The organism is Nocardia sp. CS682 (assembly GCF_004634405.1).
Lineage (GTDB): Bacteria > Actinomycetota > Actinomycetes > Mycobacteriales > Mycobacteriaceae > Nocardia > Nocardia ninae.
This window is the reverse complement of record NZ_CP029710.1, coordinates 2,630,644-2,649,917: the sequence shown is the minus strand read 5'-3', so window position 1 is coordinate 2,649,917 and position 19,274 is coordinate 2,630,644. Positions and strand designations below refer to the sequence as shown.

18 protein-coding genes are annotated in these 19,274 nt (G+C 67.9%); 8 read left to right on the top strand and 10 right to left on the bottom strand.

All coding sequences use genetic code 11. From position 1 onward, the window contains the following. Positions 1-28 precede the first annotated feature (28 nt). Both DMB37_RS11890 and DMB37_RS11885 read right to left on the bottom strand, forming a co-directional pair. The gene (locus DMB37_RS11890) at positions 29-2,665 is read right to left on the bottom strand and encodes a tetratricopeptide repeat protein (RefSeq protein WP_135232747.1); all 2,637 of its coding nucleotides are present in this window, start codon (positions 2,663-2,665) and stop codon (positions 29-31) included. A 196-nt stretch (positions 2,666-2,861) separates the two neighbouring features. Then, positions 2,862-4,412 carry a (2,3-dihydroxybenzoyl)adenylate synthase gene (locus DMB37_RS11885; protein WP_240772517.1) on the bottom strand — a complete coding sequence of 517 codons (1,551 nt, stop codon included), beginning with the start codon at positions 4,410-4,412 and terminating at the stop codon, positions 2,862-2,864. A 161-nt stretch (positions 4,413-4,573) separates the two neighbouring features. On the opposite strand from DMB37_RS11885, the gene DMB37_RS11880 reads away from it, so the two are divergent. The 4 genes from DMB37_RS11880 to DMB37_RS11865 all read left to right on the top strand — a co-directional run bounded on the left by DMB37_RS11880 (position 4,574) and on the right by DMB37_RS11865 (position 7,339). Further along, positions 4,574-5,383: an SDR family oxidoreductase gene (locus tag DMB37_RS11880; RefSeq protein WP_167768818.1), complete on the top strand. Its 810-nt coding sequence runs from the start codon at positions 4,574-4,576 to the stop codon at positions 5,381-5,383. 31 nt (positions 5,384-5,414) lie between these two features. After that, complete coding sequence (locus tag DMB37_RS11875) at positions 5,415-6,062, top strand: isochorismatase family protein (RefSeq protein ID WP_135232745.1); 648 nt, start codon at positions 5,415-5,417, stop codon at positions 6,060-6,062. A 28-nt stretch (positions 6,063-6,090) separates the two neighbouring features. After that, positions 6,091-6,339, top strand: coding sequence for a phosphopantetheine-binding protein (locus DMB37_RS11870; RefSeq protein WP_135232744.1), 249 nt, complete (start codon positions 6,091-6,093; stop codon positions 6,337-6,339). A gap of 283 nt (positions 6,340-6,622) precedes the next feature. Further along, complete coding sequence (locus DMB37_RS11865) at positions 6,623-7,339, top strand: hypothetical protein (RefSeq protein WP_135232743.1); 717 nt, start codon at positions 6,623-6,625, stop codon at positions 7,337-7,339. A 109-nt stretch (positions 7,340-7,448) separates the two neighbouring features. On the opposite strand, the gene DMB37_RS11860 is transcribed toward DMB37_RS11865, so the two are convergent. After that, positions 7,449-8,429, bottom strand: coding sequence for a LysR family transcriptional regulator (locus tag DMB37_RS11860; RefSeq protein ID WP_107658685.1), 981 nt, complete (start codon positions 8,427-8,429; stop codon positions 7,449-7,451). Between the two features lie 851 nt (positions 8,430-9,280). Between DMB37_RS11860 and DMB37_RS11855 the strand changes: the two genes are divergently transcribed. Next, positions 9,281-10,156: a hypothetical protein gene (locus tag DMB37_RS11855; protein ID WP_135232742.1), complete on the top strand. Its 876-nt coding sequence runs from the start codon at positions 9,281-9,283 to the stop codon at positions 10,154-10,156. Between the two features lie 38 nt (positions 10,157-10,194). After that, positions 10,195-11,208, top strand: coding sequence for a CAP domain-containing protein (locus DMB37_RS40970; RefSeq protein ID WP_206055231.1), 1,014 nt, complete (start codon positions 10,195-10,197; stop codon positions 11,206-11,208). A 91-nt stretch (positions 11,209-11,299) separates the two neighbouring features. Here DMB37_RS40970 and DMB37_RS11845 read toward each other — a convergent pair whose 3' ends face one another. From DMB37_RS11845 to DMB37_RS11830, 4 genes are all read right to left on the bottom strand, one after another. Continuing rightward, positions 11,300-12,244 carry a triacylglycerol lipase gene (locus DMB37_RS11845; RefSeq protein ID WP_167768817.1) on the bottom strand — a complete coding sequence of 315 codons (945 nt, stop codon included), beginning with the start codon at positions 12,242-12,244 and terminating at the stop codon, positions 11,300-11,302. Positions 12,245-12,450: 206 nt separating this feature from the next. Beyond that, positions 12,451-13,473 (bottom strand): alpha/beta fold hydrolase, encoded by a 1,023-nt coding sequence (locus DMB37_RS11840; RefSeq protein ID WP_135232740.1) that lies wholly within the window; start codon positions 13,471-13,473, stop codon positions 12,451-12,453. A gap of 25 nt (positions 13,474-13,498) precedes the next feature. Continuing rightward, the gene (locus tag DMB37_RS11835) at positions 13,499-13,990 is read right to left on the bottom strand and encodes a DinB family protein (RefSeq protein WP_135232739.1); all 492 of its coding nucleotides are present in this window, start codon (positions 13,988-13,990) and stop codon (positions 13,499-13,501) included. Between the two features lie 41 nt (positions 13,991-14,031). Continuing rightward, positions 14,032-14,673: a bifunctional 2-polyprenyl-6-hydroxyphenol methylase/3-demethylubiquinol 3-O-methyltransferase UbiG gene (locus DMB37_RS11830; RefSeq protein ID WP_135232738.1), complete on the bottom strand. Its 642-nt coding sequence runs from the start codon at positions 14,671-14,673 to the stop codon at positions 14,032-14,034. A 99-nt stretch (positions 14,674-14,772) separates the two neighbouring features. Between DMB37_RS11830 and DMB37_RS11825 the strand changes: the two genes are divergently transcribed. Beyond that, the gene (locus DMB37_RS11825; protein ID WP_135232737.1) at positions 14,773-15,351 is read left to right on the top strand and encodes a helix-turn-helix domain-containing protein; all 579 of its coding nucleotides are present in this window, start codon (positions 14,773-14,775) and stop codon (positions 15,349-15,351) included. 18 nt (positions 15,352-15,369) lie between these two features. Next, the gene (locus tag DMB37_RS11820) at positions 15,370-16,209 is read left to right on the top strand and encodes a trans-aconitate 2-methyltransferase (RefSeq protein ID WP_135232736.1); all 840 of its coding nucleotides are present in this window, start codon (positions 15,370-15,372) and stop codon (positions 16,207-16,209) included. Here the strand turns inward: DMB37_RS11820 and DMB37_RS11815 are convergent. The 3 genes from DMB37_RS11815 to DMB37_RS11805 all read right to left on the bottom strand — a co-directional run bounded on the left by DMB37_RS11815 (position 16,172) and on the right by DMB37_RS11805 (position 19,252). Next, positions 16,172-16,885, bottom strand: a complete 714-nt coding sequence (locus DMB37_RS11815) for a DUF4386 domain-containing protein (protein ID WP_135232735.1) — start codon at positions 16,883-16,885, stop codon at positions 16,172-16,174. The two genes, DMB37_RS11820 and DMB37_RS11815, sit on opposite strands and share 38 nt — an antisense overlap. A 127-nt stretch (positions 16,886-17,012) precedes the next feature. Continuing rightward, positions 17,013-18,161, bottom strand: a complete 1,149-nt coding sequence (locus tag DMB37_RS11810; RefSeq protein WP_135232734.1) for a GDSL-type esterase/lipase family protein — start codon at positions 18,159-18,161, stop codon at positions 17,013-17,015. Positions 18,162-18,190: 29 nt separating this feature from the next. Continuing rightward, the gene (locus tag DMB37_RS11805) at positions 18,191-19,252 is read right to left on the bottom strand and encodes an amidohydrolase (RefSeq protein ID WP_135232733.1); all 1,062 of its coding nucleotides are present in this window, start codon (positions 19,250-19,252) and stop codon (positions 18,191-18,193) included. Between the last annotated feature and the right edge of the window lie 22 nt (positions 19,253-19,274).

Sequence of the window (19,274 nt, the reverse complement as noted above, 5' to 3'; positions counted from 1 at the left end):
ACAAGCCTTAAATTTAGGTTTGCCTACCCTAGCGTGTTATCTCGTCCGGCAGTAATCGCCCAGTAGGACGATCGGAGGGACCGAGGCGGCGGTAGCTGTCGATGGCGTGGCGCGGGTGGGCGGTGTCGCCGAGGGCGGCGCGGCAGCGGACGGTGCCTTCCATGGCGCTGGCCTGTTGGATCCGGCTGTCGATGTCGCGGGCTACGGCGAGCGCGTGGGTGAACATCGTCAAGGCCTCACCCGGCTCGCCGGCCGCCAGCAGCGCCTTCGCGGTGTTGTTCAATGCCTCGACTTCCTGGACGCGGTAGCCGGTCTTTCGCAACAGGGCCAGGGCTTGCCGGGAGAGGTCGGTGGCCTGCTCGTGGTTCCCGGTTTCGCGGCATACGGCGCTGAGGTTGACGAGTGCGTCGGCTTCCCCGATGCGGTTGCCGGTCTCCCGGAACAAGATCAGGGCCTGCCGGGAGAGGTCGGTGGCTTGGCGGTAATCCCCGGTGTCCCGGCGCACCTTACCGAGGCAGCTGAGGGCTCTGGCTTCGCCGACGCGGTCGCCGAGCTCCCGGAACAGCGTGGCGGCGCGCAGCAGCAAGTCGGCAGCGTGGTTGTAGTCCCTGGTGTACCGGCGCACGGTGCCGAGGAAACCGAGGGCGCTGGCTTCGCCGAAGCGATGGCCGGTCTCCCGGTACAGGGACAGCACTTGCTGGAACAGCTGCGCGGCCTGCTCGTAGTCGCCGTTGTCCCGGCGCACGCCGCCCAGGCTGGCCAGGGTTCTGGCTTCGCCGAGGAGATAGCCGGTGTCTCGATACAGGATCAAGGCCTGCCGGAGTAGGTCGGCGGCCAGGTCGTAGTTCCCGGTCTGCCACTGCACCATGCCGAGGTTGCGGAGCGTCTTGGCTTCGCCGAGGCGGTTGCCGGTCTCCCGGTACAGGGTCAGTACTTGCTGGAGCGGGTCGGCGTCTCGGTCGTAGTTCCCGCTCTGCCATTGCACGGTGGCCAGGTTGGTGAGGGCGTTGGCTCGGCCGAGGCGGTCGCCGAGACGGTCCGCGGCCGCGGCGGCGCGCTCATGCCAGCGAAGGGCCGATGACCACGGTCCCTCGCGCTCCAGAAACTCGGCCAGCACCTCGGTCAGCCCGACCATTCGCGCGGGATCGCGGTCGGCGGTGTATTCGAGGCAGGCGAGCAGGGTGGTCCGCTCCATCCGCAGCCACGCCAGCGCGTGCATCTCGGTGCCGAATTCCGGCAGGGCGGTACCGGTTATGCCGGAAATGTGCTGGTAGTCGGTGGGGTAGGGCTTGCGGGTCAGCCATTGGTCCGCCGCTGCGGCGGTGCTCAGGTAGTAGTCCAGCAATCGCCGCACCGGCGCGGTGTCGTCGCCGGACGACGCGGCGAGGGCGCGCGCGTATTCGCGTACCAGGTCGTGCAAGCAGTACCGGCCGGGGGTGGTCTCCTCGACGAGGTGGTCGGTGTACAGCGCATCGAGTTCGGTGCGCGCCTCGGCGAGCGGTATGTCGTTCAGCGCGGCGACGGCGTAGGCGTCGAAGTCGGTGCCGGGGTGCAGTCCCAGCGTGCGGAACAGGTGCTGCCTGCCGGGTGGCAGGCTTTCGTAGGACGCGGTGAACGCGGCACGCACTGCCCGTTGGCCGGCGTCGAGCTCACCGAGCCGGTCCTGGGCGGCGCGAAACTGCTCGGCCAGTCCGGCCAGCGTCCACACCGGATGGTGGGCGGTTCGGCCGGCCAGCAGCACGATCGCCAGTGGTAAGTACCCACATAGCCGGACGATCTCGGCGACGGCCGCGCTGTCGTCGCCCTGTGGGTTGCGTTGTGCCAGCCGGCAGAACAGGTCTTTTGCCTTGTCGGGATCGAGGGTGTCCAGCGGCAGTGGGACGGCGCTGTCGAGGGCGACGAGCCGGCGACGGCTGGTGATCAAGGTGAGGCAGTCGGGTCCGGTGGGGAGCAGTGGTTCGATTTGGTTGTGATCGCGGGCGTCGTCGAGTATCAGCAGCACTCGCTTGGCGGCGACGCGGTCGCGCCACAGGTCACGGCGGGCGTCGAGGGAGTCGGGAATGTGGCTGGGTGCGATGCCGAGGCCGGTGAGCAGGGTGGCCAGCACCTCGGCCGGATCGGCGGGTTCCTGCCCGGGTGTGTGGGTGTTCAGTTCGACGAAGAACCTGCCGTCGGGAAACGAGTCCGCGAGCAGGTGTGCCGCGTGGGTGACCAACGCGGTTTTCCCGACGCCGGGCATGCCGTCGACGGTGTGGATGGCGACCACCCGGCCCGGTCCTGCCGCATCCAGGATCCGCTGCACCTCGACGTCACGCCCGACGAAGGTGGGGACATCCCGTCGCAGCGAGGTCAGCACCGTGGGGCGGACCGGCTGGGTGCTGGCCGCCTTCCACAAATGTCGCCAGGCCGACCGGTTCGACAAGGGTGCGGGGACGGAGCCGGATGCTTGCCGGGCCAGCGAAATCAGTGTCACCAGAACCGGATCCAACGATTCGAAGCGGGAGGGCACGTTGCGCCCGGTCCGCCAATCGCTGATGCGCTGCATCAACGACCGATGGCTCTGTGCCGGTGTGCGGGTGGCCTTCCTGCGTTCCTCGGTCGCCGCCGCGACCCGCGCCAGCGTGGGATTGCCTGCGGCCTCCCAGAGTTCGGCGAACCTGGTCACGAAGAGCGCTCGTGGCGAAGGGTCTTCGCCGCCACCCCCGTTCCGACCGGTCTCGCTCGTCTCACCGCACACAACAACACGATAAGGGCATGAGCCGTTGCTTGTGGATCCGAGCTCGGCCGCCTTCGCTCCTGGATAGCGTCTGAGCCCGGCACAGCGGCAACGGCTTCCGTCGCCCGTCGCCCGTCGGCTTGGATCAGGTCGCGGCCGCTTGCTCGGTGAGCGCGGCCCGCAGCGTGCGCCTGCTGATCTTGCCGACGCCGGTCTGCGGGAAGCTGTCCACCACCTGGAGCAGATCGGGAATCTTCCAGGTGGCCACGCCGCGCTCCCGCACGAACTGGCGGATCTGCCCCAGTGCCGGGGGCGTCGCCGGGTCGGCGGCGAGCACGAATACGCAGCTGCGCTCGCCGAGTCGCTCGTCGGGCACCGACACGACGATGGCGTCGCGAATCAACGGATGATCGAGCAGATGCGCCTCGATCTCCTCGGCCGAGATCTTCTCGCCGCCGCGGTTGACGCGGTCGCCGAGCCTGCCCTTGACCACGAGGTTGCCGTCCGCGCGCAGGTTGACGACGTCGCCGGTGCGGTACCAGCCATCCTCGGTGAACGACGACGCGTTGGCCTCGGGATTACGGTAGTAGCCGCGAATCGTGTACGGCCCCTTGGTGATCAGCAGGCCGTCGGTACCGGGCGGGACGGGGTTGCCTGCTTCGTCGACCACCGCGACCTGATCGTGCTCGGACATCGGGCGACCCTGGGTCGAGAGCACCACTTCTTCCGGGTCATCGAGCCGGGTGTAGCAGACCAGGCCCTCGGCCATGCCGAACACCTGCTGGAGGGTGACGCCGAGGGCGGGGCCGATGCGCCGCGCCAGCTCGTCCGGGCAGCGGGCGCCACCGACGAGCAGCACGCGCAGGCTCGAAATGTCGTACTTGGCGCTGGCTTCCGCGCGTTCGACCCAGAGCCGGGCGAGCGGCGGGACCAGTCCGCTGATGGTGACCCCGAACCGTTCGATCGCTTGGAACGCGGTGGTGGGGGAGGGGTCGATCGCCAGCGCCACGGTGCCGCCCGCGTACAGCGCCCCCAGAATTCCCGGCGAGCTCATCGGGAAGTTGTGCGCCACCGGCAAGGCCGCGAGGTAGACGCTGGTGCTGTCGAGCAGGCAGAGCTCGGCGCTGCGGCGCACGCTGTAGAGGTAGTCGTCGTGCGTGCGCGGAATGAGTTTCGGTGTTCCGGTGCTGCCGCCGGACAGCTGCAGGAACGCGATATCGGAGGCGTCGACCGCAGGCAGGTCGCGCGGGGCGGCCCGCAGGTCGTCCAGCGCGCGGGTGCCGCCGGGCAGCGCGGTTCCGTCGTTGTCCGGGACAACGATCACGTGCCGCAAGGCCGGGGCATGGTCACGCAGAATCGCGGCGAGGGTGGCGTGATTGAACCTCTGGTGGTGATGACAGGTGATCATCGCCACCGCGCCGCTGGCCTGCGCGATCGGGACCAGCTCGGACTGCCGGTGCGCGGGCAGGCAGAAGACCGGCAGCGCACCCGCGTAGAAGAGTCCGAAGATCACCTCGACGAATTCGGCGATGTTGGGCAGCTGGACCAACACCCGATCGCCGGGCTGGATGCCGAGTTCGAGGAGACCGGACGCCAGCGATGTGGCGCGCTGCTCGAGCTCGGCGTACGTCCAGCGATTTCGGTCGTCTACCACGGCGATCGCGTTCGGCGTTGTGCCTGCGCGGGAGCTGAGCATGTCGCCGAAGGTCTCGCCGGTCCAGTACCCCAGCGCGCGGTATTGCGTGGCTTCGGTTGCTGGCCAAGGGGTTAGGTCGGATTGAGACGGCACTATCGAACTCCTTCTAGCCGAAACGTCGATGATTTACTTCTATCAAAAATTAAGGTTAGGCTAAGCATATGTCTAGGGAGAGTAAAGCCGGTAGCGGTGTGATAGTCACCGGCGCCGCCGGTGGTATCGGCCGGGCGGCGGCGGAGATCTTCGCGGCCAGGTCGGCGGCACCGGTCGTGCTGTGGGACCACGATCCGGCGGTGCACGACACCGCCGGTGCGATCCGCGCGACCCGGGCGGCGAGCATCACCCATGCGGAACAGGTCGATGTGACCGACGCCGACTCCGTCGACCGCGCCTTCGCCGCCGCTATCGATCGTATCGGCCCGATCGACGCCGTCGTCCATGCGGCGGGCGTCCTGGAAACCGGTGCGGTGTCGGAATTGACCGGGGCGCAATGGGATCGGTGCCTGGCGGTGAACGCCACCGGGACGATGAACGTCACCCGCCGGGCCGCCGCGGTGCTCGCCGCGAACGGCGGCGGCTCGATCGTGGTCGTCACCTCGAACGCGGCGACGACCCCTCGGGTCGGCATGGCCGCCTACGGTGCGTCCAAGGCGGCGGCGACGGCCTTCGCCATGGCGCTCGGCCTGGAGGTGGCCGCCGCGGGTGTCCGGGTGAACGTGGTGTCACCGGGCTCCACCGACACGCCCATGCTGCGCGGCATGTGGGCCGAGGACGCGGCCGAATTGTCCGCCGCTGCCCGCGATCACGTCCTGGCGGGTGATCCGGCGAACTTCCGGCTCGGCATCCCGCTGCGCCGGGTGGCACAGCCCGAGGACGTCGCCGAGAGCATCTACTTCCTGACATCCCCCGGTGCCCGGCACATCACCATGCACGATCTGCGTGTCGACGGCGGCGCCACCTTCGACGCGTGAGCGTCCCCATCATCGAACAGGAGAAAGACCGTTGGCCATCCCGCCGATAGCGCCGTATTCGATTCCGGCGCGCGAGGACGTCGAGGCGAATCAGGTTCCGTGGTCGCTGGATCCGTCGAGGTCCGCGCTGCTGATCCACGATATGCAGCGCTACTTCATCGACGCCTACCAGCCCGACCTCGACCCGATCGCGACCGTCACCGCGAACATCGCGCGCCTGCGCGAGCAGTGCAACGAGGCGGGCGTTCCGGTGATCTACACCATGCAGCCCGGCGACCAGCATCCTTCGCGCCGCGGCATTCTCGCGGATTTCTGGGGGAGCGGACTGAGTAACGGCCCGTCCGCCGCGATCATCGGCGAACTGACCCCCGGCCCGGCCGATATCCAGGTCACCAAGTGGCGCTACTCCGCCTTCCAGCGGACCGACCTGCGCGAGTTGCTCAATCACTACCACCGCGATCAGCTCGTCATCACCGGCGTGTACGCCCACATGGGCTGCATGCTCAGCGCCGCGGACGCGTTCATGAACGACATCAAGCCGTTCGTGGTGCTGGACGCGACCGCGGACTTCGGGCGCGACGAGCACGTGATGGCCATGAACTATGTCGCGCGCCGCTGTGGCGCGGTGACCACCACCGACGCGCTGGAATTCGCGCTGCGGCAATCGAATGCGGCCTGATCAGGCGCTGGAAATCTCGAGGAGAAACATGAGCGAGCCGGTTACCTTCGGCCGCCAGGACGTGATCGCCGATGTCGCGGCCGCGTTGGGTGTGGCACCACACGAGGTGCCTGAAGACGCGGATCTGACCGACGCGGGGCTGGATTCGGTGCGATTGATGTCGCTGGTCGAGAAGTGGCGTTCCGATGGCGCGGAACAGGCGGACTTCGCGACGTTGGCGGCCGAGCCGGTGCTGAGCGCCTGGCTCGAGGTTCTCGTGCCCGCCGATCAGTCATAACCGACGGGCCGGCGTTTTCGCTCGTCGCCATCGCGCGGATCGATCTCGGACTCCCGAAGTCGCGGACTGCCGCCCCGACTGGGCGCGTTTCCCCAGTTGCACCATGACAGGTTCGTCGTGAACGGACCGGGTAGCGGGTGGCAAGGAACACACTCACGGTCTTTCGTGCACCGCCATGCGACCAGGGGCGGAAGCGGACGGCGAAAAACGTACCTGTTGACAGGTTTAGGTCTGCCTAACCTAAGCTCAACGCATCCCGACCACACCTGAGAAGGAATTAAGAATGTTGATGAGGAACTTTGCCGCGACGGCCTCGCTGCTGATCGCCGCGCTAGGCGTCACGGCCGGCACGGTCAACGCGGCACCGGCGGCGGAAGCCGACGCGCCGATCAATTTCACCGCCGAGACCACCGACACCCAGGCCATCGTCTCCCTGGACGCGGGCTCGCTCGTGGTCGAGGACGGCGCGCTGAAGATCAAGGCCGCCAACGGCAATGTCGTCGCGGGCACCCCGCTGCAGTTCCGGCTCGACGACTTCACCTTCCCGATCGCCGCGGACATCTCCGGCCGCACCGCGACGCTGACCCCGCAGCTGGACATGGGCAAGGCCGTCTACACCCCGGTCGCCCTGCCCTTCGAGGACAAGGCGCCCTGGAAGACCGAGTACGACCGTGAGCAGGCGGCCTGGAGCCGGATGACGTCCACCATCAGCTTCGGCGCCAGCATCGCGACCCTGGTCGGCGGCCTCGGCGGCGCGGCCGTCGGCTGTGTCCTCGGCGGCGTCGTCGGCGGTGCCGTGATCGGTGGCACCATCGTCGGCCTGTTCGGTCCGTTCCTCGGTGGTATCGCCGCGGGTTGCCTCGCCGGCGCGGCCGCCATGGGCGCCCTCGGCACGGTCGCGGGCCAGATCTTCATCACCGCTCCGGTGGCGATCGGCGCGGTGATCCAGTACGTCACCACGATCAACCAGCCGTTCAACCCGCCGGCTCCGGCGAAGTAGTTCCGGCTAGCTCCACAGATATAGGTCAGGCCCCGCTTCGGCGGGGCCTGACTTGTTCTCCGCGCTGTCGCCGGAACCGGGGTCCGGAAACGCCGAGTGCGGCTGATCGTTACGAAGGCAGGGGGCCGACCGGCACCGGAGTGCGGTGCGACACTTCGGGTTCCGGGCGCCGGATCTCCAGCAGGCCCGCCGCGCCGAACTTCCGGACGAGTTCCGAGTCGCTGATGACCTCGAGGAACTTCTCCACATGCATCGACTTGTCGCGCGCGTGCACGGTCAATTCCCGGCGAATCGGACGGGACAGCCGAATGATGGACAGCAGCCGGGCCGATCCGTGCAGAGCCATCTTCGGCACCAGCGCGACGCCGACCCCGTGTTCCACCAGGCTCAGTGCGGTGGTCACATCGGGGGCGCGGACGGCGAACCGGACATGCACGCCGGCCCGGCCCGCCTCGCGCGAGACCGTATCGGTCAGATCGGAGTTCGCGCCGCACCGAATCCACGGCGCCTCGACCAGCTGTTTCCACGAGCCGTCGAAGCTGCTGCGCTGACTGGGATGGCAGACGACGACGAGTTCTTCCTCGCCGAAGCAGTGCACGACCCGCGAGCTGGTCTGCTCCAGCGGTCCCACGGCGAGATCGAGCGCGCCCTCTTCGAGCGTCGCGTTCAGCTCGCGCAGGTCGGTGAACGCCCTGACCTCGATGCTGTCGATATTCCGTTCGTGGCGCATCCGGTAGATCAGCGGCGGCAGCAGCTTCTGGGCAATCGTCGGCGTCGTGCCGACGGTCATCACGCCGTCGCCGAACGTCTGCCCCATGGCCATGGCCTGCCGGGCGGATTCGACGACATCGGAGGCCTGGGCGAAGAACTCTCTGCCGAACTTGGTGAGCCTCGACCTGCGCGACCGCGGATCGAACACCTTCCGGCCGAGCGAGGTCTCCAGCGCGTCGATCTGTTGCGACATCGCCGAGGGAGTTATTCCGAACCGCCGCGCGGCGGCGGACAGTGAACCCAGCTGCACTGCGTTCACAAAGTAATCGAACTGTCGGAGCGTGATCGTATTGGAAGTTAGCAAGGGGTAATCAGACATCGGCAACCTTTGTATCGAGCCGTCGGCTCATCCGCAGCACCTTCGGTCCATCACTGAAAATTAAGTGGCATTCCGTCACCGAGTCATGGCACGCGCCGGTCGACACGGACCGGCAATCACATCACATTCTTTCGTTAACTGTGCGTTCATCCGCGAATTGTGGCGAAGCCGGAATGGCTGCCATCGAGGTGTTGCGCCGACTTGTGTGCAAGCAGTATCTACTGCGGCGACTGCTACGTCAAACGTTACGCCAAGCTAAACCTCCGTGTAACCCAGATCACATTGTTGCTTCAATTGCATGACTCGGCCGCGCCCCGACCTGGGTCGATTGCGGACGAACGTTCCGTCTGCAACTGATGGCGTACGACCTTCCTTCGGGCTCGCAGGATGCGCGTCACGGAACCATTTTGACCACGAATGGCCTTGGTTTGGTGCTGATTCAAGGAAAATCTGAAGGGATATTAGCTCGCCTAACAACGCCTGTTGGGGGCCGTTATCGAGACCCTGCCGGAGCGTCGCGATGATTCGACAGTAGGCGTCGAACAGGGTTGCCGGGAGCCGTGCTGTGATCCGGAGGTGATCTGCGGAAGCAGTTCCTGTGATATGGCTGTGATCGGGTATCGGTACGACTGTTAATCGGACCTTGATTCGATGTAAGAATGTCCGTTCTGCTTGTTGGTCACACCCGCCGAGTTCTACGCTCCGAAATGGAAGCCGACAGCCCGCAGTACCGCGTAGATGACCGCAGAGCGGCGGTCGAACGGCTCCCGACCGGCAGTTCGGACCAGGTCGTACCCAGCGGTGGGCTGTCGGCTTCGCCAGCGATCCAGCATTTCGAAGGAAGGCATCTGATGGGGAAGCACAGCGCGCCGCGAAATAATGTCGTTCCCGCGCGACTGGCGGTGCTCTCGACGGCGACACTGATCGGCCTTGCGGTCTCGACCCAGGGCGGCGCCGGGCAGGCCATCGCGGAGGGGACGAACTCCGCCGCGGGCTCGGGTGACGACGTCTGGATCGCGCCGCCGAAGCAGGTGGTGTCCCCGGTGGTGGTGCCCGCGACCTATCAGCAGCAGGGACGGCCGAACGTCGTCGCGCCCGTCCGGGCCGAGCGACCGGCGCCGCGCAGCGAGCGTCCGGCCCCCAAGCCGGGCGGCACCGCGAAGCCGGGACCGGCGCCGAAGGGTGACGGGTCGCCGCTGGCCACCCTCGTGGACTCGCTCGCCACGGGCAGTGCGGCATTGCCCGCACCGCTGCGCACCGTGCTGGAGGCGCTGGCGAAGGAGGTCGGGCCGGTGCTGGCGAAAGGCTTGATCCAGTTGATCACCAGCAACAACGGGCCGAGCCCGAAGGGACGGCACGCGGCGCCCGCGCCTGCCGCTGATTACGCCGAGGATGCCGACTCCGATGTCGTCGACAACTCCGATGCCGTCGGCGACGCCGAGGAGACCGGCGACTCCGATGCCGGCGACGGCTCCGAGGAGACCAGCGTCGGCATCTACTCCGGCGCGGCAGGGGACGCCGAGACGGCCGAAGCCACCGATGACGCCGATGCCGCTGGTTACGCCGACGACACGGAGCTCACCGGTTACTCCGAGGGGCCCGACGCCGCCGGTTACGCCGAGGACGGCGACGACACCAGCGTCGCTGATTATGCCGACGTCGTCGACGCTGCCGACGCCGACGCCGACTGGAAACCGCTCGCGCTCGAGCCGAGCCCGGTCGGCTGATATTTGTTCTAAAAGTTCGACAACTCTCGAAGGAAATTGTGCGTTTCTCCCCCGCTACAATGCTGTCTTTTTCCACCGCTGTCGGCTTCTCTGCGGTCGCGTTCTGCGCCGTTGCCGGAGCACCCGCCGCGCAGGCGGCGCCCGAATCGCAGGCACCCGCCGACGCGGTCGTCAGTCTCACCAACAATGAACGTGCCAAAGCGGGCTGTCCCGCTCTCAAAGTTGAAAGCCGTCTTACCCAAGCCGCGCAAGGCCATTCGGAGGATATGGCCGCGGGCGGCTTCATGGATCACAACTCGTCGAAAGGCGATCCGGGGGATCGGATCAGGGCTACGGGTTATCGAGCGCAGACCTGGGCGGAAAACATCGCCGCCGGTCAGCGCAGCGCGACCGAGGTGGTCAACGCGTGGATGAACAGCGCGGGCCACCGGGCCAACATCCTCAACTGCGGCCTGCGCGATATAGGCGTCGGCTATGCCAAGAGTGGCAACGGCACGCCCTACTGGACGCAGAACTTCGGCACATCCAACGGATCGCCGGACGAGAAGCCGGCCGGTGGGGACAAGCCGGGGAAGCCGGGCGGGGAAAAGCCGGGCGGTGGCGACAAGCCGGGCGGTGGCGATAAGCCCGGTGGCGATAAGCCCGGCGGCGGGGACACACCCGGCGGGGACAGGCCCGATACGCCGTCCGACGGCGACGGCAATCCGCCGTGCGATCAGTGGAATCCCTGGGGTGACGGTTCGGACAATGGTGACAATTCGTCCTGGGACCCATGGGGCGACGGATCCGACAATGGTTCGGACAATGGCGACAATTCGTCCTGGGACCCATGGGGCGACGGATCCGAGACCACGCCGGATAGTGGCGAGGCGTCCTGGAACCCCTGGGGCGATTCGTCGTGGGACCCGTGGGCCGAGGCCAACGCCGGTGAATCCTCCTGGGATCCCTGGAGCAACGGCTTCGACAAGCCGGCGAACAATGCGGCATGGGACCCGTGGCGCAACGGCTTCGACGAGATCTTCGGAAAGCTCGTAGGTAAGGGCGCCTGGTAGCCCGCCACCCCCAGCGGTGCCGCCGGACTCGACGAGGAGTCCGGCGGCACTTTTTTGTCCGTGCGCGCTCGGCTCGGCTGTTGGTGTGCGCTCAGCTGTTGGGCGGGGTGCTGGTGCAGGTCGGGTGGGTGGTGTCGTCCGGGTCCAGTGCGTTCAACACGAGCTGGGCCACCACCTTGTCGTAGGGCAGCAGGAGATGGTCGGTCAAGTCGCCGGGGCAGTAATCCTGGACGACGTGGTTGGAAACGCTCGGCCCCTGCACGATTCCGCTGGAGTACGGCACCACGAACTCGTCGTGCTCGGTGACGATGTTGGTGTAGGTGACGCCGGGCACCGTGCTGCCCGCGCCGGCGAGCTTGCGCAGGAATTCCGAGCCGGTCTGAATCTGCAAGCAGGCCGCGCAGACCGGGTCCACGACGGCAGTCAGTGCGGGTGTCAGCCGCAGCCGGGCGGCCAGCGCGGTGAAGAGGGCGCCGAACCCGAGCGAGCTGGTGCCGTGCCAGCCCGGCCCGATCGAGATGAAGCGGTCGATCTTGTTCGCGCCACCGAGGAACTTGGCGTAATAGTCGGTGACCAGGCTGCCTTCGGAGTGCGCGACGATATCGACGCTCTGCGCGCCGGTCGCCGCCCGCACCTTGATGATGAAGTCGCGCAACTCCTGCGCGCTCTGCTCGATCGGCAACAGCCCGCCGAGCGCGCCGAGCGGTCCGGGCATCCCCGGAATCGCGCCATAGCTCAGGGCATACACGCAGTAGCCGTTGTTCGCCAGCAACGGCGCGAGCGCGCCCCAATCCAGGCGCACCGTCTCCGGGCCGCCGTGCACCAGCACGACTGGATTGGGGTGCAGCGCAGTGGGTTTGCAGGTCCAGTCGTTGGCGCCGACCGGCGCGGCACCGGGGTGGTCCATCTCGGCGTCCACCGCGTCGCTGAACAGGTAGGAGACGGGATACGGCGGTCGCGACCCGGCCGGACCGTTCGGCTCGCCGGTGGCGGCGGGCGCGGCCACCACCCCGGCGGCAATCGCGGCAATAGTCATCGAGACAATGGGATTACGGCGCATAACCTGGGCCCCTTTCTGCTGAATCAGTCCAGACCCAGCAGCTATCCGCGAAGTGACCACAACAGAACACCTCGGTGGACATCTTGTTGTGTTTGTCTCCGCTTGTCGACGAACATCACCGCGGCTTCATATGGTTAAGCGCGACAACGGGTTTGAGCGCGGATCCGCCCCAGCATCCGCCGTCAGGATCCGAGGAAGGCGAGTAGTTCGTCGGTGACGAACTTCGGGTTCTCCTCGGCCAGCCAATGCCCGGCCCGCGGCACGTCGACCGCGCGGGTCACCGTGGCAATCCGCGGCGCGACGGTCGCCATGGTCGAGTCGACCAGTCCGGCGGCGGTCAGCACCAGGGTCGGTGTGGTGATGGGCGACGCCGCGATATTGGCGGCGACGTCCTGGTCGAGGGTGCGATACAACTCGAACCCGCCGTGCAGCACCTCGGGACGCCGGTAAGTGCGGGTGTACTCATCGATCTCGGCGTCGGTGAACGGTGCCGCGGCACCGGAACCGCCGAATGCTGTGCCGCCGAAGGCGACTTGCGGATAGAACAAGCTGAGGTACTCGCGCACATCGTCGCCGACCACGGCTTCGGGGACTTGCCGCTGCGCGTGGAACGCGATGTGCCAGCTCATATTCCGATACTGCGCACCGCTGACCGCAGGTCCGGGTAGCGGCAGGTCCAGATAGCCGAGTTTGGTGATGTCCCGCGGGAATTGGGCGGCGTACTGGAACGCCACCGCCGCGCCCAGATCGTGTCCGACGACCCTGGCATCGCGCAGTCCGAGCTGTTCGGCGACGAGGGTGTGCACGTAGCGGGCCAGGGTCGCCTTGTCGTAGGACGGCGGCGATCCGGTGCTGTCTCCGAGACCGGGCAGGTCGAGGGCGTACACGGTGTAGCGCTCGGCCAGGGCGGGCATGATGGCGCGCCACTCGAACCAGGTCTGCGGCCAGCCGTGCAGCAGCACCAGGGCGGGGCCGGAGCCGCCGGTGACGTAGTGCATGCGCACGCCGTCGACGTCGGCGAACTCGTGCCGGAAGGTGCGGTTGAACTCCGCGTCGTCGCGGGTGGCGGCGTCGAAGCCGGACGTCTGTGGTGCGGCCACCGGGTCAGGGGTCGCCGGGTCGGTGGTGGATCCGCACCCGGTGATCAGCACGAGCGCGGCCGCGGCGGCCGCGATCAGGCGGACAGGATGTTTCGGGTGATGCATGGGTATCTCTCTGCTACAAGGGGTTTCAGCGCCCGGTGGCGCCATCGATGAGTTCACGCAGGATGTCGGCGTGCCCGGCGTGCCTGCCCGTCTCCTCGAGCAGGTGGGTCAGCGTCCAGCGCCAGGACGGCGCGGCGCGGCGCCCACCTGGACGTGGACCGGGTGCGGTGAGGTCGGCGCATGCTGTGATGACCTCGTTCGCCGCGGCGTTGGTCTGCCGGTAGGTGTCGAGGAGTTGCTGGGCGCTCTCGTCGGGCGTCGGGCGGAAGGTGGCTGCCCAGTCGGTGACCGGGTGCTCGAGCAGCCAGTAGCGCTCGACCGCTGTGAGGTGCTTGATCAGGCCGAGCAGATTCGTCCCGGAGTCGACACCGGGAGTGCGGATCTGCGGTTCCGGCACGCCGTCGGCCTTGGCGAGTACCGCGTCGCGCAGGTAATCGAGAAAGCCGAGCAGCACCTCCCTTTCCCCGGGGCCGGTCTGCGGCGGGCCCGCGTCGCGGCGGCGTCGTGGTGTGGGCATGGTCGGTCCCTCCGTTCAGGGTGAAAGTCGTTGGGGTCGGGTCAAGTTGCGCTGCGGCGGATGACCAGGACGTGGTCGACTACGGTCGCGGTCTGGCCGCCGGGGCCGGTCGCCCGCCGCCGCGGCATATCCGCGCGCTCGGTGGACCATTGCGTGGGATCGAGGGCCAGCTCGGCGGACACCTCGTCCGGGGTGGGGTAGCGGACCTCGGGATCCTGATTCCAGGACCACGGCGCGGTGGATCCGTGGTCGACGACCAGGAGCCGGCCACCGGGGGCCAGTGCGTGTGCCGCGGTGCGCAGGACGCGCGCCCGGCGCAGCGCGAACGGCGTGTGGAAGTACTGCGCCGACACCAGATCGAACGTGCCCGCCGGAAAGTCGTCGGCCAGGTCGATGCACTGCGCGGAAATCCTGGTGTGCAGGTCCAGCGACCGGGCCTTTGCGGCCAGGCGCCGCACTGCGGTGACCGCGATGTCGACCGCGGTGACCTGCCAGCCGCGGGCGGCGAGCCACAGCGCGTCGTCGCCGGGTCCGCAGCCCAAATCGAGCACGGTGCCCGGGGCGAGTGCGTCCGCGATCTCGGTGAGCACGGGGTTGGCCCGTCCGGTGCGGATGGGCCGTGGCGTGCGGTAATGCTCGTCCCAGAAGCGGGCGGCGTCGGTGTCGGTGGCGTGCGTGCCCATGCGGCCTCGTCCTTTCGAAGATCAACAGGAACCGTTTTCACTGTGGCTCCGGACCGCTCGTGATTGCACGCAAACTTGCCGTCTCGGCAAGATGGGGACATGGCCGATGACATCGATGAAGTACTGGATGCGGTCGGGCCGCGGCTGCGCGCGCTGCGCAGGCAGCGCGGCATCACCCTCGCCGAGCTCGCGGCGAAGACCGCCATCTCGGAGAGCACGCTGTCCCGCTTGGAGAGCGGGCGGCGGCGGGCCACCCTGGAGTTGCTGCTGCCGCTGGCCCGCGCCTACGACGTCCCGATCGACGACATGGTCGGCGCGCCACGCACCGGCGACCTCCGGATCCACCTGCACCCGATCCATCGCCACGGCATGACGTTCATTCCGCTGAGCCGCAGGCCCGGCGGCACCCAGGCCTACAAGATGCTCATTCCGGCCAGGAAGCAGCCTGCCGAAGTGACGCTGAAAACGCACAGCGGTTTCGAGTGGCTGTATGTGCTCAATGGAAAGCTGCGCTTGATAGTCGGCGATCAGGACATCACGCTGCCGCCCGGTGAGGCCGCGGAGTTCGACACCTCGCTGCCGCACTGGCTCGGTTCGGCCGACGGGCAGGCGGTGGAGCTGCTCATCCTGTTCGGCTTGCAGGGTGAGCGCGTGCACGTCCGTCCCCGGCACGCATGAAAAGACAAGGTGGACAACGTGACCGACCGTGACGTAGAACTCGCCCGCCGCGCCAGGGGCTGGGACGAGGCGGTGACCGGGTACGAGGCGTACTACGTCCCACGCTTCGCACCATGGGTGGCCGCGGCCGTGCGTGCGGTCACCGTCGACCCCCTGCCTGCGGGGCCGGTTCTCGTCCCGTGCTGCGGGACGTTTCCCGAGCTGGACGCGCTGGTCGAGCAGTTCCCGGAGCGTGAGCTGGTCGGCATCGACCTGTCCCCGGGCATGGTGCGCCGGGCCCGCGCACGCGCCGCCCCATACCCGCAGGTGCGCGTCGTAGAAGGGGACGCATCGACCCTGGATTCCCGTTGGACACAGCGGTGCGCGGCGGTGGTATCGGTCTTCGGACTCCAGCAGCTGCCCGAGCCCGACCAGGCGATCCGATCCTGGGCGGCGGCCCTACGCCCCGGCGGACGGCTGTCAGTTGTCTTCTGGCCGAGCGCAACCGAGACCGAAGGCCCGTTCGCCCTGCTCTCCAAAGTCTTGCGCGCCGAGGTACCCGCAGGCGACAGATCCTGGGAACAACGCCTCGCTCCCGCCCTGACCACACAGGGCACCCGTATCGAACGCGACGAGCACATCTCCTATCCGATGTCCCACCCCGACGCGGCAACATTTTTCGACACCCACACCACCTCCGGCCCCCTGCGCCCCCTGGCCACCGCCCGCGGCGCCACCTTCATCGCCCAGCTACGCGACGAATTCCTCCGCCGCGCCCCGACCGGCGAATGGCACCACCAACCCCGCGCCCGCCACCTCGTCGCCGACGCCGGACCGGCACCTATCCATCGGTCCGAAAGCTGCGGCGGATCAAGGTGATACCAATCCCGGTCACCCAGATCGTGGCGGCGCCGACGAAGGGGAGGACGACCTCGAACCGGAGGTCGTCCACCCTGGCGATCAGTGCCGCGCCGCCCAGAAACCATCCTGCGGCGCCGATGATGCCCAGCCAGCACAGGATTCGGGAGAATTCGCGTGTCAGTAGCAGCGCTGTCGCGTAGATCGTCAACCCGAGGCCCAGCAGTGCCTGGGACAACATCGAGGTGGCACCGACCAGTATCTCCAGCACCCTGGCGTCTGCGACGGCGTCGTTCGCGGTCAGATCGCCTGCGGCCCAACGCTCTGCGGTGACGCCGATGCTGAAGCCGTCATGGGCGTAGTCGACCGTGAAGACCGCGACCGCGACGATCAGCACCGGCTCGCCCATCCGCGCGACCACTCGGCCGATCGGGTCGCGCAGTGTCCGGCCGACCGTCGAGAACGCCACCATCCAGGCGAGCATGGCCAGAATTCCGGCCAGCCGCATCACGTACCAGGGACGTTCGTTGACGTGGTCCAGCACCGCGAGGTATTCGGTCCGCGGCACGTTTCCCAAGAGTGCGTTGACGAAGACGATCAGGACCACCCCGGTCAACGCCGCGATGCCGGCGACACGCAGTTGTAGCCAACGAAACTGTTCAGCGGCAACGGGTTTCGTGGTAGCGAGATCGGACATCGGCTGCCTCCCCGGTAGATTGATCGCACCAGGAAGTATCCGTCGACCCGCACCTGCCGCACATCGGGGAAACCACTTAAGGGCCGTTCCCGACCCCGCTGTCGATGGCTCGACAGCGGGGCCGGACTCAGCCGGCGAACAGACCGGTGTCGCCGAAGGCCAAGTCGGCGAAGCGTTCTCCGATGCGGCGGTGCGTGGCGGGGTCCGGGTGCAGGTGATCGGGCAGGGGCAGCTCCTGGAAATCCTTTTCGCCGTAGAGCGAACGGCCGTCGAGGTAGTGCAGGTTCGGGTCGTCGGCCGCGCGCTGCTTGGTGATGCGGGCGAGTTCGTCGCGGATGATGTTGAGGGTCAGCCGGCCGGTGGCGCGGTCCGCCGGATCGCCGGTGGCGCGGAAAGTCACTCTCGTGCCGTCGAATTCGAGGGCGCCCGGGCCGGGCGTGTCCTCGTGGATCGGACAGAGAATGGGGGAGACGACCAGCAGCGGCGTGCTCGGGTGCCCGTCCCGGATGGTATCGAGGAAACCGTGCACCGCGGGCCCGAAGGCTCGCAGCCGCATCAGGTCGGAGTTGACCACATTGATGCCGATCTTGAGACTGATCAGATCCGCGGAGGTATCGCGGATGGCGCGCGCGACGAACGGATCGAGCAGGCAGTTGCCGCGCAGACTCAGGTTGATCAGCTCGACCTCGCCGCGGGCGGCGGCCAGGGCGGGCCAGGTGGCCGTCGGGCGGTCGGCGTTGGCACCGTGACTGATCGAACTGCCGTGGTGCAGCCATGTTTTGCGGCCACGGTCCGGCGTCGGCTCGACCGGTGCGTCGGTGCGCAGGGCGATCAACTCGGTGATTTCGGTGTGCGGCAACCAGATTTCGATGTCCTTCGGATCGGCGGACAGTCCATCGAAGCGGAGCGTGCCTGCCGAGCCGGTCTCGGTGACCTTGGCCTGGGTGGCCATGTCGACGAGGTGGCGGGTGCCGCCGGGCACGGTGCCCCGGCCGGCCGGGCGGCCGTCCACGAGCAGCTCGTACACGCCGTTCGATGGCGCCGGGGCGCCTCGGTAGACGGTCCGAATGGGCAGCGTGTCCAGCTCGACGACGGTCGCGCTGGTTCGGAAGGCCAGCCGCACACCGGCGGGCTGGGCCTCGACCATCGCCAGATAGTCGTCGGGGAACTGCTTGCGCGCGCTCGCCGGAAGGCGATGCGGCAGCAGCCCTTTCGCGGTGCGCTCGAAATCGATTGCGCCACGGATAATTTCGGGTCGAATGGGGATGGTGATCATGGGGATGTTCCTTAGGAAGATCGCGGCGGCTACAGCGCCAGCCGGTACGTTCGGCGGGCGGTTCCCGCGAACAGCGCGGCCAGTTCGGTATCCGAGGCGCCGGCGGCAAGCCGTTTGAAGGCGTTCCACAGCGTCGCGTATCGGGTTCCCATTTTGTCGACGGGAAAGTTGCTTTCGAACATGCAGCGGTCCGGACCGAAGGCCTCGACGCAGGTGTCGAACCACGGACGCCACAGGGCGGCAAGCTCTTCCGAGCTCGGCGGCGCCGCGGCGGTGCGGTAGTCGAAGGCGGCGGCGGTGGCGAGCAGGCCGCCGAGCTTGCAGACGACGTTCGGTCGTTGCGCCACCTCCCGGATGCCGCGCGCCCAGGTGGCGAAGTGCGCCGCCCGGTCGGTGGCATAGGGTCCGAAGCCGAGAGGTGCGCCGCAGTGGTCGAGCACCAGGCGCAGTTCGGGCATCGCCTCGGCCAACTCGGCGGCGTCGGCGAGTTGGGGGGACAGGATCCACAGGTCGAGGGCCAGGTCGCGGTCGGCGACCACGCGTGCGCACGCCCGCACCGCCGGTTCGGCGAGCAGGTGCGGCCGGCTGTCCGGATGGCTGAGCTTGATGTCCGCGCTCGCGTCCCAGCTCGCCGCGAAGCGGAGACCACGGAAGCGGCCCTGCGCCGCGGCGAGGTGATGCTCGATGACGTTGTCGACGATGTCGGCCCCGAGGGCGAAGTCGGCCCGCCCGACGATTCCGGCGGCGACCCTGGTCGGGCCGCCCGCGGCGTCGTCGGCCGCGGCCAATGCGGCGATGCACTCGGTCTCGCCGACCGGTCGCAACTCGGTCGGCCCATCGGTGCGGTACGCCGACATGCACTCGATGTGGACGGTGCCGATCACGTTGTGCCCACTGCCGGTATCCGCCGTGAACTCCTCCAGCAGATAGCGGAATCCAGGGTGGTACCAGAGGTGATGGTGCGGATCGATGATCGGCAGGTCGGGCAGCAGGATCTCCTCTGGCCGCTGCCGCGCGAGCCAGCTGTCGTCCGGCGGGAAGATTCGGCCGAACTCCGTCGGGCGCGTCGGATGGGAAACCTGGGCGTTCATGGTGGAGGTCTCCCTTCGGTCG

Bases quoted from the DNA above. Each gene is read 5' to 3' on its own strand.
- DMB37_RS11885 (WP_240772517.1), bottom strand. From the start codon at position 4,412: ATGCTCAGCTCCCGCGCAGGCACAACGCCGAACGCGATCGCCGTGGTA.
- DMB37_RS11880 (WP_167768818.1), top strand. From the start codon at position 4,574: ATGTCTAGGGAGAGTAAAGCCGGTAGCGGTGTGATAGTCACCGGCGCC.
- DMB37_RS11870 (WP_135232744.1), top strand. From the start codon at position 6,091: ATGAGCGAGCCGGTTACCTTCGGCCGCCAGGACGTGATCGCCGATGTC.
- DMB37_RS11865 (WP_135232743.1), top strand. From the start codon at position 6,623: ATGTTGATGAGGAACTTTGCCGCGACGGCCTCGCTGCTGATCGCCGCG.
- DMB37_RS11860 (WP_107658685.1), bottom strand. From the start codon at position 8,429: ATGTCTGATTACCCCTTGCTAACTTCCAATACGATCACGCTCCGACAG.
- DMB37_RS11855 (WP_135232742.1), top strand. From the start codon at position 9,281: ATGGGGAAGCACAGCGCGCCGCGAAATAATGTCGTTCCCGCGCGACTG.
- DMB37_RS11845 (WP_167768817.1), bottom strand. From the start codon at position 12,244: ATGACTATTGCCGCGATTGCCGCCGGGGTGGTGGCCGCGCCCGCCGCC.
- DMB37_RS11840 (WP_135232740.1), bottom strand. From the start codon at position 13,473: ATGCATCACCCGAAACATCCTGTCCGCCTGATCGCGGCCGCCGCGGCC.
- DMB37_RS11835 (WP_135232739.1), bottom strand. From the start codon at position 13,990: ATGCCCACACCACGACGCCGCCGCGACGCGGGCCCGCCGCAGACCGGC.
- DMB37_RS11830 (WP_135232738.1), bottom strand. From the start codon at position 14,673: ATGGGCACGCACGCCACCGACACCGACGCCGCCCGCTTCTGGGACGAG.
- DMB37_RS11825 (WP_135232737.1), top strand. From the start codon at position 14,773: ATGGCCGATGACATCGATGAAGTACTGGATGCGGTCGGGCCGCGGCTG.
- DMB37_RS11815 (WP_135232735.1), bottom strand. From the start codon at position 16,885: ATGTCCGATCTCGCTACCACGAAACCCGTTGCCGCTGAACAGTTTCGT.
- DMB37_RS11810 (WP_135232734.1), bottom strand. From the start codon at position 18,161: ATGATCACCATCCCCATTCGACCCGAAATTATCCGTGGCGCAATCGAT.
- DMB37_RS11805 (WP_135232733.1), bottom strand. From the start codon at position 19,252: ATGAACGCCCAGGTTTCCCATCCGACGCGCCCGACGGAGTTCGGCCGA.